The 13,361-nt window shown below is 71.3% G+C and carries 11 protein-coding genes and 2 tRNA genes; 4 read left to right on the top strand and 9 right to left on the bottom strand.

Going from position 1 to position 13,361, the window contains the following annotated elements; genetic code table 11:
- Positions 1 to 71: 71 nt before the first annotated feature.
- The 7 genes from BJP60_RS02010 to serS all read right to left on the bottom strand — a co-directional run bounded on the left by BJP60_RS02010 (position 72) and on the right by serS (position 6,456).
- A tRNA-Ser gene (locus BJP60_RS02010) sits at positions 72 to 163 on the bottom strand.
- Positions 164 to 241: 78 nt separating this feature from the next.
- The gene (locus BJP60_RS02005; RefSeq protein WP_203137213.1) at positions 242 to 1,528 is read right to left on the bottom strand and encodes an LCP family protein; all 1,287 of its coding nucleotides are present in this window, start codon (positions 1,526 to 1,528) and stop codon (positions 242 to 244) included.
- Positions 1,529 to 1,563: 35 nt separating this feature from the next.
- A tRNA-Ser gene (locus BJP60_RS02000) sits at positions 1,564 to 1,651 on the bottom strand.
- Between the two features lie 161 nt (positions 1,652 to 1,812).
- A complete protein-coding gene (locus BJP60_RS01995; protein ID WP_203137212.1) occupies positions 1,813 to 2,979 on the bottom strand; it encodes a M20 family metallopeptidase in 1,167 nt (388 codons plus the stop codon).
- A 70-nt stretch (positions 2,980 to 3,049) separates the two neighbouring features.
- Positions 3,050 to 4,120: a Glu/Leu/Phe/Val family dehydrogenase gene (locus BJP60_RS01990; protein ID WP_203137211.1), complete on the bottom strand. Its 1,071-nt coding sequence runs from the start codon at positions 4,118 to 4,120 to the stop codon at positions 3,050 to 3,052.
- 177 nt (positions 4,121 to 4,297) lie between these two features.
- Positions 4,298 to 5,176, bottom strand: a complete 879-nt coding sequence (locus BJP60_RS01985) for an HAD family hydrolase (RefSeq protein WP_203137210.1) — start codon at positions 5,174 to 5,176, stop codon at positions 4,298 to 4,300.
- Positions 5,173 to 6,456, bottom strand: a complete 1,284-nt coding sequence (gene serS / locus BJP60_RS01980; protein WP_203137209.1) for a serine--tRNA ligase — start codon at positions 6,454 to 6,456, stop codon at positions 5,173 to 5,175. The genes BJP60_RS01985 and serS overlap by 4 nt, the downstream gene beginning before the upstream one ends.
- Positions 6,457 to 6,620: 164 nt before the next feature.
- Between serS and BJP60_RS01975 the strand changes: the two genes are divergently transcribed.
- Genes BJP60_RS01975 through BJP60_RS01960 form a run of 4 tightly spaced genes read left to right on the top strand, consistent with a single transcriptional unit; the run spans position 6,621 to position 10,862 of the window.
- Positions 6,621 to 7,898 carry an HNH endonuclease signature motif containing protein gene (locus tag BJP60_RS01975; RefSeq protein WP_203137208.1) on the top strand — a complete coding sequence of 426 codons (1,278 nt, stop codon included), beginning with the start codon at positions 6,621 to 6,623 and terminating at the stop codon, positions 7,896 to 7,898.
- 23 nt (positions 7,899 to 7,921) lie between these two features.
- Complete coding sequence (locus tag BJP60_RS01970; protein ID WP_203137207.1) at positions 7,922 to 8,488, top strand: GNAT family N-acetyltransferase; 567 nt, start codon at positions 7,922 to 7,924, stop codon at positions 8,486 to 8,488.
- Positions 8,485 to 9,663 carry a CaiB/BaiF CoA transferase family protein gene (locus BJP60_RS01965; protein ID WP_203137206.1) on the top strand — a complete coding sequence of 393 codons (1,179 nt, stop codon included), beginning with the start codon at positions 8,485 to 8,487 and terminating at the stop codon, positions 9,661 to 9,663. Before BJP60_RS01970 ends, BJP60_RS01965 begins: the two co-directional genes overlap by 4 nt.
- 38 nt (positions 9,664 to 9,701) lie before the next feature.
- A complete protein-coding gene (locus BJP60_RS01960) occupies positions 9,702 to 10,862 on the top strand; it encodes an acyl-CoA dehydrogenase family protein (RefSeq protein WP_203137205.1) in 1,161 nt (386 codons plus the stop codon).
- 7 nt (positions 10,863 to 10,869) lie between these two features.
- Here BJP60_RS01960 and BJP60_RS01955 read toward each other — a convergent pair whose 3' ends face one another.
- Both BJP60_RS01955 and BJP60_RS01950 read right to left on the bottom strand, forming a co-directional pair.
- Positions 10,870 to 11,619 carry a nitrilase-related carbon-nitrogen hydrolase gene (locus BJP60_RS01955; protein ID WP_257793733.1) on the bottom strand — a complete coding sequence of 250 codons (750 nt, stop codon included), beginning with the start codon at positions 11,617 to 11,619 and terminating at the stop codon, positions 10,870 to 10,872.
- 4 nt (positions 11,620 to 11,623) lie between these two features.
- Positions 11,624 to 13,336 (bottom strand): flavin monoamine oxidase family protein, encoded by a 1,713-nt coding sequence (locus BJP60_RS01950; RefSeq protein ID WP_203137203.1) that lies wholly within the window; start codon positions 13,334 to 13,336, stop codon positions 11,624 to 11,626.
- Between the last annotated feature and the right edge of the window lie 25 nt (positions 13,337 to 13,361).

The following is a 13,361-nucleotide window of genomic DNA, read 5'->3' as shown; positions in this document are numbered from 1 at the left end:
GCTGGAGGGATATGCGCCGTATTCAGCGCCACCAGCACCAACAAGAAAGCCCCGGGTGACCGGGGCTTTCGTGGCGGAGACGGAGGGATTTGAACCCTCGGTCCCCATAAGGGGACTCCACCTTAGCAGGGTGGTGCACTAGGCCTGACTATGCGACGTCTCCAGATCCCGCAGGATCTCACGCCCGCACGCGGGCGCGTCATGCCATCCTAACCGCTCGCGCCACGAGCGCGAAAACGGCTCAGCCGACGGGGTTGGCGCAGCTCTGGTCCTCGGCGGTGCGGCCAGGAGCCGCGAGCTCCGGATCCGGCGTGGCCGTGGCGCCGGGCGTCTCGGGAGCGGCCGGCGTCTCGGGGTCCGCCGGGGCCTCCGTCGTGGGCGCGGCGTCGGTCGGCGTCGGCGTGGTCGGGACGGCCGCGTCGTCCGCCTTGATCGTCGCGAACATCTGGGTGACGTCCGCATCGATCGGGATGACGCGGTTGGGGTCGTACGGGTCGTCCTGCACGGGCAGCTGCACGAACGCGATGTCCGACAGCGGCACATCCTTCGCGGCGAGCGCGATCTGCACGAGGGTGACGGGGTTCGTGAGGTTCGAGCTCGGGTCGACGTTGGTGAGGGTCGTGCGCGCGAGCGAAAGCAGCGTCCCGGGGTTCGTCAGCACCTGCTCGTCCATGAGCTTGCGGGCGAGCGCCGACATGTAGACCTGCTGGTTGCTGATGCGGTTCAGGTCGCTGCCGCCGACGCCGTGACGCGAGCGCAGGAACGCCAGCGCCTGCTCGCCCTTCAGGTTGTGTGTCTGCCCGCCTTCCAGGTACAGCATGCCGGCCTCGACGTCGTTGATCGTGTTGCCGACGCACACGTCGACGCCGCCGATCGCATTGGTGATCTCGATCACGCCGTTCCATGTCACGGTCGCCGCGTAGTCGATCGCGAGGTCCCCGCCGTACTGCGCGGTGATGTGGTCGACCGTCTTGACCACGCAAGCGAGACCCCCGGCCTCGTACGCCGTGTTGATCATGCTCTTGTCGGACGCGGAGGTCACCTTCCCCTGCTCGTTCGTGCACTCGGGCGTCGGGATCATCAGGTCGCGCGGGAACGTGATCGCCGTGATCTTGCGCGGCTCGGGCGAGATGTGGACGAGCAGGTTCACGTCGTTCCGGCCCGCCTCAAGCATCCGACCGTCCTCGCCGTACGCCGACCGGTCGGTGGGGCAGCGATCGCCGAACTTCTCGTGCGAGTCCCACTCGCAGATGTCGATGCCCGTGAGCAGCAGATTGACGTCGTCCTCGGCGCTGAGCTGGCCGATGTCGGGCGGCGTCGTCCCCTCCTCGTGGATGTCGACGGCGTTCTGCGCGAACGCCGACGACAGATCCACCGCCGCGTACACGGCCGTGCCGACGCTGGCGACGAGCACGCACGCGAGCCCGATGCCGACGATGCGCATCAGGCGGGCGAGCGGGCTCTGCGCCTTCAGCTGCCCATGACGGGCGACCGTTCGGCGGCCGCGTCGCTTCGACGTGTCGCTCATCCGTGCCTTTCGGGGGGTAGGCCTGCAGGAGTGTGTGGCGGAGGGTGTGGGATTCGAACCCACGGGACATCGCTGCCCGCTGGTTTTCAAGACCAGATCCTTCGGCCGCTCGGACAACCCTCCTCGGCAGGGTCTCCCCTGCTGATCAGGCGATCAGTCTAATGGTCAGCCGACCAGCCATTGTGCCGCGCCGCTCTGGACGCCCCCTGGGCGCCCGTCAAGGAGCACCTGTGGACGAGCCCGCCGCCGGCGAACCCGCCGCTCGGCCGTCGGACACCCGCCGCTCACCCACCGAGCAGGTCGCGGAGCAACGCCACCAGCAGCGCGGTGCGCGGCGCGATCTCGTCGACGTAGGCGTGCTCGTGGTCGGCGTGCGCGCCACCACCCACCGCGCCGAGGCCGTCGAGCGTGGGCACGCCCACGCCGGCCGTGAAGTTGCCGTCGGACGCGCCGCCCACCACGATCGCGTCGGCGAGCTCGAGCCCGAGGCCCCTCGACACGGCGAGCGCGCGCTGCCACACGCCCTCGGCGGCGGAAGTCTCGAGCGGCGGGCGGTTCACGCCGCCCGTCACCGTGACGGTGGCACCGGTGTGCGACGTGAGCGCCGCGAACGCCTCGTCGACGCGTGCCTGCTCGGCCACCGTGTGGGCCCGCACATCGACCATGAAGGATGCGCGAGCGGGCACCGTGTTCGTCGTGGTTCCCGACTGCGCGACGGTGGGGACGACCGACGTGCCGGCCTCCGGATCCGCGAAGCCCAGCACCACCCCGATCTGGTGCGCGAGCTCGACCGTGGCATTGAGCCCCTTCTCGGGCTCGGTACCGGCATGCGCTGCGCGCCCGATGATGTCCACGCGGTAGTTCGAAACGCCCTTGCGGCCGATCTTGAGTGCTCCCGGCGTCCCGTCCGGGGCGTCGCCGGCGGCCTCCAGCACGAGGGTGGCGACGCAGCCGCGCGCCTCCTGCTCGATGAGCGCGCGCGAGGTGGGCGATCCGATCTCCTCGTCGCCCGTCACCAGCAGCGTGATGGCCGCGTGCGCGAGCTGGCCGCCCCGGCCGTCGGCGAACGTCGCGGCCGCGTGGATCGCCATCACGAGCCCCGTGAGCATGTCGAAGCAGCCGGGACCGCGGATCACGCCGTCCTGGATCGAGAACGGGTGCGTCTCGATCGAACCAATCGGCCACACCGTGTCGTGATGCGCGAGCAGCAGGACACGCGGGACGTCGGGCGCGGGCGACCCCAGCCGCCAGCGCAGATGCGTCACACCGTCGATCACGAGCCGCTCGGGCGCGAAGCCGAGACGGCGCTGCCCGATGGCCGAGACCAGCTCCGCCGAGCGCGCGACCGCCGTGAGGTCGGCCGACGGCGATTCGCAGCGGATCAGGTGCTCCAGGTCGCCGAGCATCTCGGGCAGTGCCGCGTCGGCCCAGGTCAGCAGCGGATGGCTCATCCCTCCGACGATACCCGCGTGGCGGATTCGATTCGGGCCGTCGCGTCCCCGGATCGCCCGCGCGGGACGCTCAGGCCCGCGCGGCCGCGAGGCGCGCGGCGACCATCTCGTCGGCCGCGGCCCCCGTGGGGATCGCCGCGTCGGCCGAGTGGGACAGCACCTCGCGAGCGGTGTCGGCGATCCGCTTCACGTCGGCGGTCACCTCGTCGCGCGTGCGTCCGAGCCGCTCGCCGCTGACGAGGTGGATCACGCCGCCCGCGTTCGCGACGTAGTCGGGCACCCACAGGATGCCCGCCTCGTGCAGCGCGGCGTCCTCGTCCTGCGTCGGAAGCTGATTGTTGGCCGCGCCGCACACCAGCCGCGCGCCGAGCTCGTTCACGCGCGCGACGGTCACGGTCGCGCCGAGCGCGCACGGCGCGTAGACCTCGAGCGGCCCGCCGAGATACTCGGCGAGCTGCACGGCACCCGCGGTCGCGGCGCTCACGCGCTCGCGCGCCTCGGGATCCGGATCGGCGACGACCACGCGGGCTCCCTCGTCGAGCAGCAGCTTCGTGAGCACGCCGCCGACCTTGCCTGCACCCTCCACACCCACCGTGCGATCCTTCAGCCCGCCCGCGCCCCACAGCCGCTCGGCCGCGGCGCGCATCGCGACGAACACGCCGAGCGCGGTGTCGGGGCCACTGTCGCCCGAGCCGCCGGCCGCGACGGTACGACCGGTGAGATGGGTCGTCGTCTCGCCCACGATGTCCAGGTCGTCGGAGTTCGTGCCCACGTCGGCCGCCGTGACGTAGCGACCATCCAGCGCATCGACGAAGCGGCCGTAGGCGCGCAGCAGCTCGGGGGTCTTGTCGGTGCGCGGATCTCCGATGATCACAGCCTTCGCGCCGCCGAACGGCAGGCCGGCTGCGGCGTTCTTGTACGTCATCCCCTGCGACAGGCGCAGCACGTCGTGGAGGGCGTCCCGCTCGGACGGGTAGGTCTTGAAGCGCGTTCCGCCCAGGCCCGGCCCGAGCGTGGTGTCGTGGATCGCGATGATCGACCGCAGCCCGGTCTCCTCGTCGCGGCAGTAGAGGACGCTCTCGTGGCCGGCGAGCGTCTCGGCGTCGAGATCGAGCGCCTCCGCCGCGGGGACGATGGTCATGGTACGCATTCGATGTCTCCTCACACGGCGCCTCCCGCGGGATGGGCGGCTGGTCGCCGTTCGTGTGCTGCGTCCCGCGCCTCGGTCCGGGGCAGGCCGCACCCCGCGGCGGATCACGCCATCGGGGATGTAAGGAGTATCCGGATCAGCGGGGCCCTGCGTCAATGAGGCGCGGCATCACGCGTCGCCGAGCACGACGTCGATCGCCTGCGCGACGCCGCCCTCCTCGACCGATCCCGTCGGATCCGTCGACGCTGCGACGACCTCTTCCGGCGAGTCCGCCATCACGAACGCCCGGCCGCCGTGCGCCTTGGCCCACTCGAACATGCCGATGTCGTTGCGGCCGTCGCCGATCACGACAACGTCCTGCGGGGCGATCTCCTGCCACTCCCGCACCCGCTCGAGCGCGGTCGACTTGTCCACGCCCTTCGGGGCGATGTCGAGCCAGGCGCTCCAGCCGACGGCGTACGAGACGCCGGTCAGACCGATCTGCTCGATCAGCCGGATGAAGTCGCCGTTGGTGCGTCCGCCGCCGTTGTGCTCGGGCGAGACCACCACGACGCGGGCGACCTGCTGGCCCTTCATCTCCTCGAAGTCGACGCAGCGGGCGTTGTCCCGCTGCAGACCCCAGTCGTCCACGAAGTGCGTGTAGAGGCGCGAGCCGTCGGCCAGCTCCACGAGGTAGTTGCCGTCGGGAAGGTGCTCGTGAAGAAGCGTCAGCACCTCGCTGGGATCGAACGTCTCGACCGTGTGCCGCGCGTAGCCGGTCTCCTGATCCGCGTCGCGAGACAGGATCGCCGCCCCGTTCGAGCACACGACGTACTCGGGCAGGATCGCGAGGCCATGCAGGATGTAGGAGGTCGCCTCCCAGCTGCGTCCCGTCGCGATCGTGACGATGTGACCCGCGTCCGTCGCGCGGCGCACGGCGTCCTCGACGCCGGGGCTGAACGACTCGTCCTCGAACAGCACGGTGCCGTCGAGGTCGAGTGCGATGAGCTTGCGGCCGCCGCGCGGCTGTGCACCGGCCGTGGCGGTGGGTGCCTCGTGCGTGCTCACGCGACCGGCTCCAGAACCTCGAGGCCGCCCAGGTAGGGCCGCAGCACCTCGGGCACGACGACCGAGCCGTCGGCACGCTGGTGCGTCTCGAGCAGCGCCACGATCCAGCGGGTGGTGGCGAGCGTGCCGTTCAGCGTCGCGACGTGCTCCGTCTTCGCGGCGGGCGCCCCCTCCGGCGAGACGGGACGGTGGCGGATGTCGAGGCGGCGCGCCTGGTAGGTGGTGCAGTTGGACGTCGACGTCAGCTCCCGGTAGGCGCCCTGCGTCGGCACCCAGGCCTCGGTGTCGTACTTGCGGGCAGCGCTGGATCCGAGGTCGCCGGCCGCCACGTCGATCACGCGGTACGCGAGGCCGAGCGACTGCAGCATCTCCTCCTCGAGCGCGAGCAGGCGCTCATGCTCGGCGGCGGCTTCCTCAGGCTTGGTGTAGACGAACATCTCGAGCTTGTTGAACTGGTGCACGCGGATGATGCCACGGGTGTCCTTGCCGTACGAGCCGGCCTCGCGGCGGTAGCACGTCGACCAGCCGGCATAGCGGAGCGGACCGTTCTGGAGGTCGACGATCTCGTCCTTGTGGTAGCCGGCGAGTGCGACCTCGCTGGTGCCGACGAGGTAGAGGTCGTCGGCCTCGAGGCGGTAGATCTCGTCGGCGTGCGCGCCGAGGAAGCCCGTGCCCGACATGATGTCGGGGCGCACGAGCGTCGGCGTGATCATGGGCGTGAAGCCGGCCTCGAGCGCCTTGTTCAGCGCGTAGTTCATGAGGGCGATCTCGAGGCGCGCGCCCACGCCCTTCAGGAAGTAGAACCGCGCGCCCGACACCTTCGCCCCGCGCTCCATGTCGATCGCGCCGAGCTTCTCGCCGAGCGCCAGGTGGTCGAGGGGCTCGAACGCGAAGGCCGGCCGGTCGCCGACCTCGCGCAGCACGACGAAGTCGTCCTCGCCACCCTCCGGCACACCGTCGAGCACCACGTTCTCGATCGACGCCATGGCTGCGGTGAACGCCTCCTCGGCCGCTGTCACGGCCTGCTGCGCCTCCTTCACGCGCCCCGCCAGATCCTTCGCCTGCGCCACGAGCGCGGGCTTCTCCTCCTTCGGAGCCGCCGCGACCGTCTTGCCGAACGCGTTCTGCTCGGCGCGCAGCTCCTCGAACGCCGTGATGGCGCTCCGGCGGACCTTCTCGGCATCGACCGCCGCCGACACCGTCTCGGGCGAGTGCCCGCGCGCCACCTGCGAGCGGATCACGAGGTCGGGGTTGTCGCGGAGCAGCACGGGATCGATCACCCCGCCAGTCTAGGACTCGCGACCGAGGGCCCTCGGAGCGGGCGTACAAGCGCACTTCCCCGCCCGCTGGTTGAGCGACCGCAGCGAGTCGACACCGCTGGATCGAACCGGATGAGGTGCCCCGAGCCCTTCCCTTATTCGAACATTCGTACTACACTGGGTCCATGGCAGGCACCCCGTTCGAGGGCCGCTGGGATCTCACCGACACCCAGCGCGAACAGGTGCGCACCATCAAGGAGGCGTTCGCCAGCCTCGCGAAGATGAAGGCCGGCGTCGCGGCCATCGAGGCGTCTCTGCACGCGCAGGCGATCGCGTACGACGTACTCACGGCCATCCCCGGCGCTCCGTCGAAGTACCAGGTGCCCATCCGCGCCATGGCCGCGGACCTCGCCACGGTCGAGCGCGTGTCCGACACCACCGTGCGCAGCAGGATGGACGACGCCGCCCTGATGATCCAGCACTTCCCGTCGACGTTCACCGCACTCGCGCGGGCGGAGATCTCCGCCGCGCACGCGAGCGCGATCTGCGACGAGGGCGCGCGCCTCGGCGACGACGCGACACGCGTCCGGTACGAGCAGATCGCGCTGCAGTTCACGGACACGACTCCGGCGAAGCTGCGGCCGATCTGCCAGGCGATCGCCGAGCGGCTCGAGCCCCGTACGATCGCCGAGCGCCACGAGGAGGCGAACGCGCGTCGCGGGCTGTGGATCACGCCCGACAGCGACGGCATGGCCGACGTCGTCCTGCGCATCGACGCGGCTCTCGCCGCGGGCATCGGTGATCGCACGATGGCCATCGCACGCACCGTGAAGGCGGGATCGCCGCCCGAGGAAGAGGATCCACGCACGCTCGCGCAGGTGCAGGCCGACGTCGCCACCGACCTGCTGCTGACCGGCGCCCCGACCGCGCACGGCGAGGGCCTCGACGGCATCCGCGCCAGCGTGCAGATCACCATCCCGGCCGAGGTCATCACGGGTGGCGACGACAAGGCGGCTCACGTGACGGGCGTCGGCGCGGTCCCACCGGCGACCGCCCGCCGCCTGGCGGGCAAGGCGCACACCTGGGCCCGGCTTTTCCTCGATGCGAAGACGGGAGTCCCGACCGCGGTCGACTGCTACGTGCCATCCGCCGACCAGCGCCGGTTCCTCATCGCACGCGACGAGACGTGCCGCTTCCCCGGCTGCCGGCGTTCGGTCCGCCGCTGCGACATCGACCACACGACGCCCTACTCCGAGGGCGGCGCCACCGACGTCGACAACCTCGGCGCGCTGTGTCGCGCGCACCACGTGCTCAAGCATCACTCCGGCTGGCGCGCCCGCAACCTCGGTGCCGGCGTCTTCGAATGGATCACGCCCACGGGCGAGACGCTCCACGAGAAGGCGCCGCCCGCCGTGCGCTTCTCCGCGTTGGCCGCTGCGGACGCCGATCCGCCGCCGTTCTGACCGTCCCCAATACGCTGAACCTCATGGATGCCCTCGATGCCGTCCCGTGGCCCGTCCGCACCGAGAGGCTCGCGATCCGGCGAGCGCTGCCCGAGGACGCCGAGGTCGCGTGGCGCTGGCGGAGCCTGCCGGAGGTGGGCGAGTGGATCACGCGGGCGCCGACCGACTACGACGACTTCGCCGAGCAGTTCACGGCGCCGTTCCGGCTGGCCGTCACCTTGATCATCGAACTCGACGGCCGGCCCATCGGCGACCTCATGCTCAAGATCGAGGACGGCTGGGCCCAGGCCGAGGTCGCCGCACAGGGCGAGGGCGTGCAGGCCGAGCTTGGCTGGACGCTCGACCCGGCCTTCCAGGGGCACGGTTATGCGACCGAGGCCGTGCGCGGCGCGATCGGCGTGTGCTTCGGCCCGCTCGGGCTCCGTCGCGTGCACGCGGGCTGCTTCGCGGCGAACGAGCCCTCCTGGCGGGTGATGGAGCGCCTCGGCATGCGCCGCGAGGAGTACAGCCGCAAGACGGGCCTGCACCGCTCGGGCGAGTGGATGGACGGCATGAACTACGGGCTGCTCGCCGAGGAGTGGACAGGATGACGGCCCCCGCGCCGCTCGACGGCATCCTCGTCGCCGACTTCTCCCGTGTGCTCGCCGGCCCCCTCGCCACCATGACGCTCGCCGACCTCGGCGCGCGCGTGGTGAAGGTCGAGCGCCCGGGCGCCGGCGACGACACCCGCGCGTGGGGACCGCCGTGGAGCACCCGCGCGGCAGACCCCGAAGGAGATGCGCAGAGCGCGACCTACTTCGAGGGCGTGAACCGCAACAAGGAGTCGGTCGCCCTCGACCTGAAGGATCCGGCCGACCTCACGCGCGCCCGGCGCCTGGCCGCCCTCGCCGACGTCGTGATCGAGAACTTCCTGCCTGGCACGCTCGAGCGCATCGGGCTCGGCTACGACGACGTCGCGCGGGAGAACCCCGGCGTGATCTACGTCTCGATCACCGGATTCGGTTCGGCGGGCGGCGCGCAGATTCCCGGCTACGACTTCATCGTCCAGGCGATCGGCGGTCTCATGCACATCACCGGCGCCCCGGACGGCGATCCCATGAAGGTCGGTGTCGCGCTCGTCGACGTCCTCACCGGCAAGGACGCGGTGATCGGGGTGCTCGCCGCCCTGCGCCGCAGGGAGGCGACCGGCGAGGGCTCCCGCATCGAGGTGTCCCTGCTGAGCAGCCTGCAGGGCGCGCTCGCGAACCAGGCCGCCGCCCACCTCGGCGCGGGCGTCTCCCCCACCCGCATGGGCAACATGCATCCGTCGATCGCGCCGTATGAGCTGCTGCAGTGCGCGGACGGTCCCCTCGCCATCGCGTGCGGCAACGACGCGCAGTTCGGCAAGCTGACCGCCGCGCTCGGGATCCCGGATCTCGCGCAGGATGGCCGCTTCCGCACGAACGCGGATCGCGTCGCGCACCGGCCGGCGCTGCGCGACGCACTGGAGGCCGCTCTCGCGGCGGCGAGCGCGGCCGACTGGCAGGAGCGCCTCACCGCGGTGGGCGTGCCCGCCGGGCAGGCGGGCGACATCGCCGACGGGCTCGCGTATGCATCGCGCCTCGGCCTTGAGCCGACCATCGAGGTGACGGCCGCGGACGGCTCCTCGCGCGGTCGGCAGGTGCGCCATCCGGTGCTCTGGGAGCCTCCGTTCGAGCCGCCGCGACGCGCCGCCCCCGCGCTCGACGAGCACGGCGACGCCATCCGCTCCTGGCTCGACGCCTGAACCCGGGGAAACCGGGACGGTCGGGCTATCGTGATCGGATGACCGGCCCCACCGACCTGCTCGACCTCGACGACCTGCTGACCGAGCAGGAGCTCGCGACCCGCGACGCCGTCCGAGGCTTCGTCGATGCGCACATCCGCCCCAACATCGCGCAGTGGTACGACAAGGCGCACTTCCCGACGGAGATCATCCCCGAGCTCGGCCGTCTGGGCCTGCTCGGCATGATCTACGAGGGCTATGGCTGCCCCGGTCGCGGCGCCGTCGAGTACGGCCTCGCGGCGCTCGAGCTCGAGGCGGGCGACTCCGGCCTGCGCACCTTCGTGTCGGTGCAGGGCTCGCTCGCCATGTCGGCGATCCACAAGTTCGGCTCCGAGGAGCAGAAGAGCGAGTACCTGCCGCGCATGGCGCGCGGCGAGCTCGTCGGCTGCTTCGGTCTGACCGAGCCGACCGCGGGATCCGACCCCGGCAGCATGAAGACCTTCGCGCGCCACGACGGCGACGACTGGGTGATCGACGGCGCCAAGCGCTGGATCGGCCTCGCCTCCATCGCGGGCGTCGCCGTGATCTGGGCGATGACGGATGACGGCGTGCGCGGCTTCATCGTCCCGACGGAGACCCCCGGCTTCACGGCGACGCCGATCGAGCCGAAGATGTCGATGCGCGCGTCGATCCAGTGCGACATCACCCTCGAGGGCGTGCGCCTTCCCGCGTCGGCGCAGCTGCCCGAGGCGCGCGGCCTCAAGGCGCCGTTCTCCTGCCTGAACGAAGCGCGCTACGGCATCGCATGGGGCGTGCTCGGCGCGGCGCGCGACAGCTACCTCACGGCGCTCGCCTACGCGCAGGAGCGCATCCAGTTCGGCCGCCCGATCGCGTCGTTCCAGCTCACGCAGGCCAAGCTCGCCGACATGGCCGTCAAGATCACGCAGGGGCAGCTGGTCGCGCTGCGCCTGGGCCGTCTCAAGGAGGCCGGGAAGATCCAGCCTCACCACATCTCCGTCGGCAAGCTCGCCAACACGCGCGACGCGATCGCGATCGCCCGCGAGGCGCGCTCGATCCTCGGCGGCAACGGCGTCTCGGCCGAATACTCGCCGCTGCGTCACGCCAACAACCTCGAGTCGGTGCGCACCTACGAGGGCACGGACGAGGTGCACACCCTCGTCCTCGGCCGTCACATCACGGGGCTCGAGGCCTTCCGCTGAGCCCGGCTCAGTAGACGTCGTGCCGCCGATCCCGCAGGTACGGGGCAGGGTCGCCGGCGGCGTCGGCGATGAGCAGCGCCTCCCCCTCGGCCGCGGCGAGCGCCCGCACCCTCCCGTCCGGGCCGCAGATCGTGCTGAGACCGGCGTACACCTGCGCGCCCTCGGTGCCGCAGTAGTTGGCGTACGCGACGGTGATCCCGTTCTCGTAGGCCCGCGCGCGCACCAGCACGGTGGACACCAGCTCGTACGGCACCATGTTCGCCGTCGGCGCGAGCACGACCGAGGCCCCGGCGAGCGCGAGCGCACGCACCGTCTCGGGGAACTCGACGTCGTAGCAGATCAGCAGCCCCACGCGGTGCCCGCGCAGCTCGAAGACCGGGAAGTCGGACCCGGGCGCGAAGCGCGACGCGTCGAGCTCGCCGAACATGTGCGTCTTGCGGTACGCCCCCACAACACGGCCGTCGTCGACGAGCTGCACCGCGTTGGCGACCCGTCCGTCCGGCAGCAGCTCGGGATAGCCGTACGCGATCGCCACGCCGCTCTCGAGAGTCATCGACGCGACGGCATCGAAGACCTCCCCGTCCGGCGCCATCCCCGCGACGGGGCCGATGTCGTACCCGGTCACGAACATCTCGGGTGTCACGAGGACATCCGCCCCGCCCGCCGCGGCGCGTGCGGCCGCGTCCGCGAGTCGCGCGAGGTTGCCAGCCACGTCGCGCGGCGACGAGGGGCACTGCCACACCGCGAGCCGCAGCATCGTCCTACTCCGGCAGCGCGACCGGCGCGAGCTCGGCGAACCGGTCGCCCGGTCCGGGGTTGTCCGGGGCGGACGCGCCGCCGAAGTGGCGCATCACGCCCCACACCGCGTTGAGCGCCGTCTGCACCGCACCCTCCGCCCACGCCGGCGTGAACGAGACGTCGTCGCCCGCGATGAAGATCCCGCGCTCGTCGGCCGGTGCGCCCTCCTGCATGAAGTGCGTGTACATCCGGTGGTTGTAGCGGTAGTGCCCGGGCAGCGCGCCCTTGAACGCCCCGAGGAAGTACGGATCGTCCTCCCACGTGACCGTGACCGGATCGCCCACGATGTGGCTGCGGATGTCGACGTCGGGGTAGATCTTCGCGAGCGCGCCGAGGGCGAGGTCGACGCGGCGGTCGACCGAGTGCGGCAGCATCTTCAGCGAGTCCGACATCCACGAGTACGACAGGCAGATCACCGCGGGCCTGCCCGGCCCGTTGTCGAACAGGTAGGTGCCGCGCGTGAGGCGGTCGGTGAGCGTCATGCTCATGGTGTCGCGGCCGGTCGCGGGGTCGATCCGCTTCCAGAACGGCTCGTCCACCATCACGAACGTCTTCGTCGACTGCATGTAGCGCGTGCGATCCAGCGCCATCCACATGTCCTGCGAGAACAGGCTCTCGTCGCAGTCGATCTCGGTCGTGAGCAGCCAGCTCTGGCAGGTCGCGACGACCGCGTCGTGCGTGCGGGTGGTTCCCCAGCGGTCGCGCACCTCGAAGGATCCGTCCTCGCCGCGGCAGATCGCGGAGGCCGCGGGCAGCGTCGCGCCGCCGTGCAGGGCCGCGAGCGTCGTGCCCGCGGGCCACGGGCTGCCCGGTCGCACCGGCAGGTCCCACAGCCCGCGCGGAAGCTGCTCGACCCCGCCTTCGATCAGGCGCTGGTCGGTGTCGCACTCGAGCACGGCGACGCGCAGGATCTCGAGCATCGAGTTCGGGAAGTCCGAGTCCCAGCCGCCCGTGCCGAACCCGACCTGCCCGAACGCCTCGCGGTGCCGGAACGTCAGCCGCGAGAAGGCCTCGGAGCTCGCGATGAAGTCGTAGAACGTCCGATCGTCCCACGTCCGCACGAGCTCGTCCCACAGCCGCTTCAGCCCCGCGGCGTCGCGGCGTCGGATGGCATCCTGCAGCGCGCGGAACCCGATCTCCTCGAGCGCCGCATCCCACGCATCGGACACCTCGCGGTAGAACGCAGGCAGGTCGTCGAGCGTGCGCGCGTAGTGGGTCTCACCCCACAGGTCGATCACGGTGCTGCCCGCCGCGTCGGTGAGCGGGTTGGGGAACGGCCGATGGGTCAGCCCGAGCAGATCGGCGTAGTGGAAGAACGCCGCACCCGATCGCGGGAAGCGCATGCCTCCCAGCTCGGCGATCGCGCCGTCACCGCCCTCGAAGCGGTGGGTGCGCAGCCGGCCGCCGATCCGCGTGGGCTCGTAGATGACCGGCTTGAGTCCGAGACTCATCAGCTCGTACGCCGCAACCATGCCCGCCAGCCCCGCGCCGATGATCGCGACCTCGCGGCCGTGACTCTCCGCCGGGAGGGATCCGATCCCCGCGGGGTGCGAGATCCAGTCGTCGAAGGGGAACGGGAAGTCGGGCCCGAACATCGTGACGCCGGCCGGCTCGCCGGGCCCGGTCAGGAAGCCCTCGTCGGCGGACGGGTCCTCGAGCGTCGGATCGGCGGTCATCGGCTCATCGTACGACGAGCCGATG

This window comes from Microbacterium sp. JZ31 (assembly GCF_016805985.1).
Lineage (GTDB): Bacteria > Actinomycetota > Actinomycetes > Actinomycetales > Microbacteriaceae > Microbacterium.
This window is presented reverse-complemented; position numbering and strand designations above follow the sequence as displayed.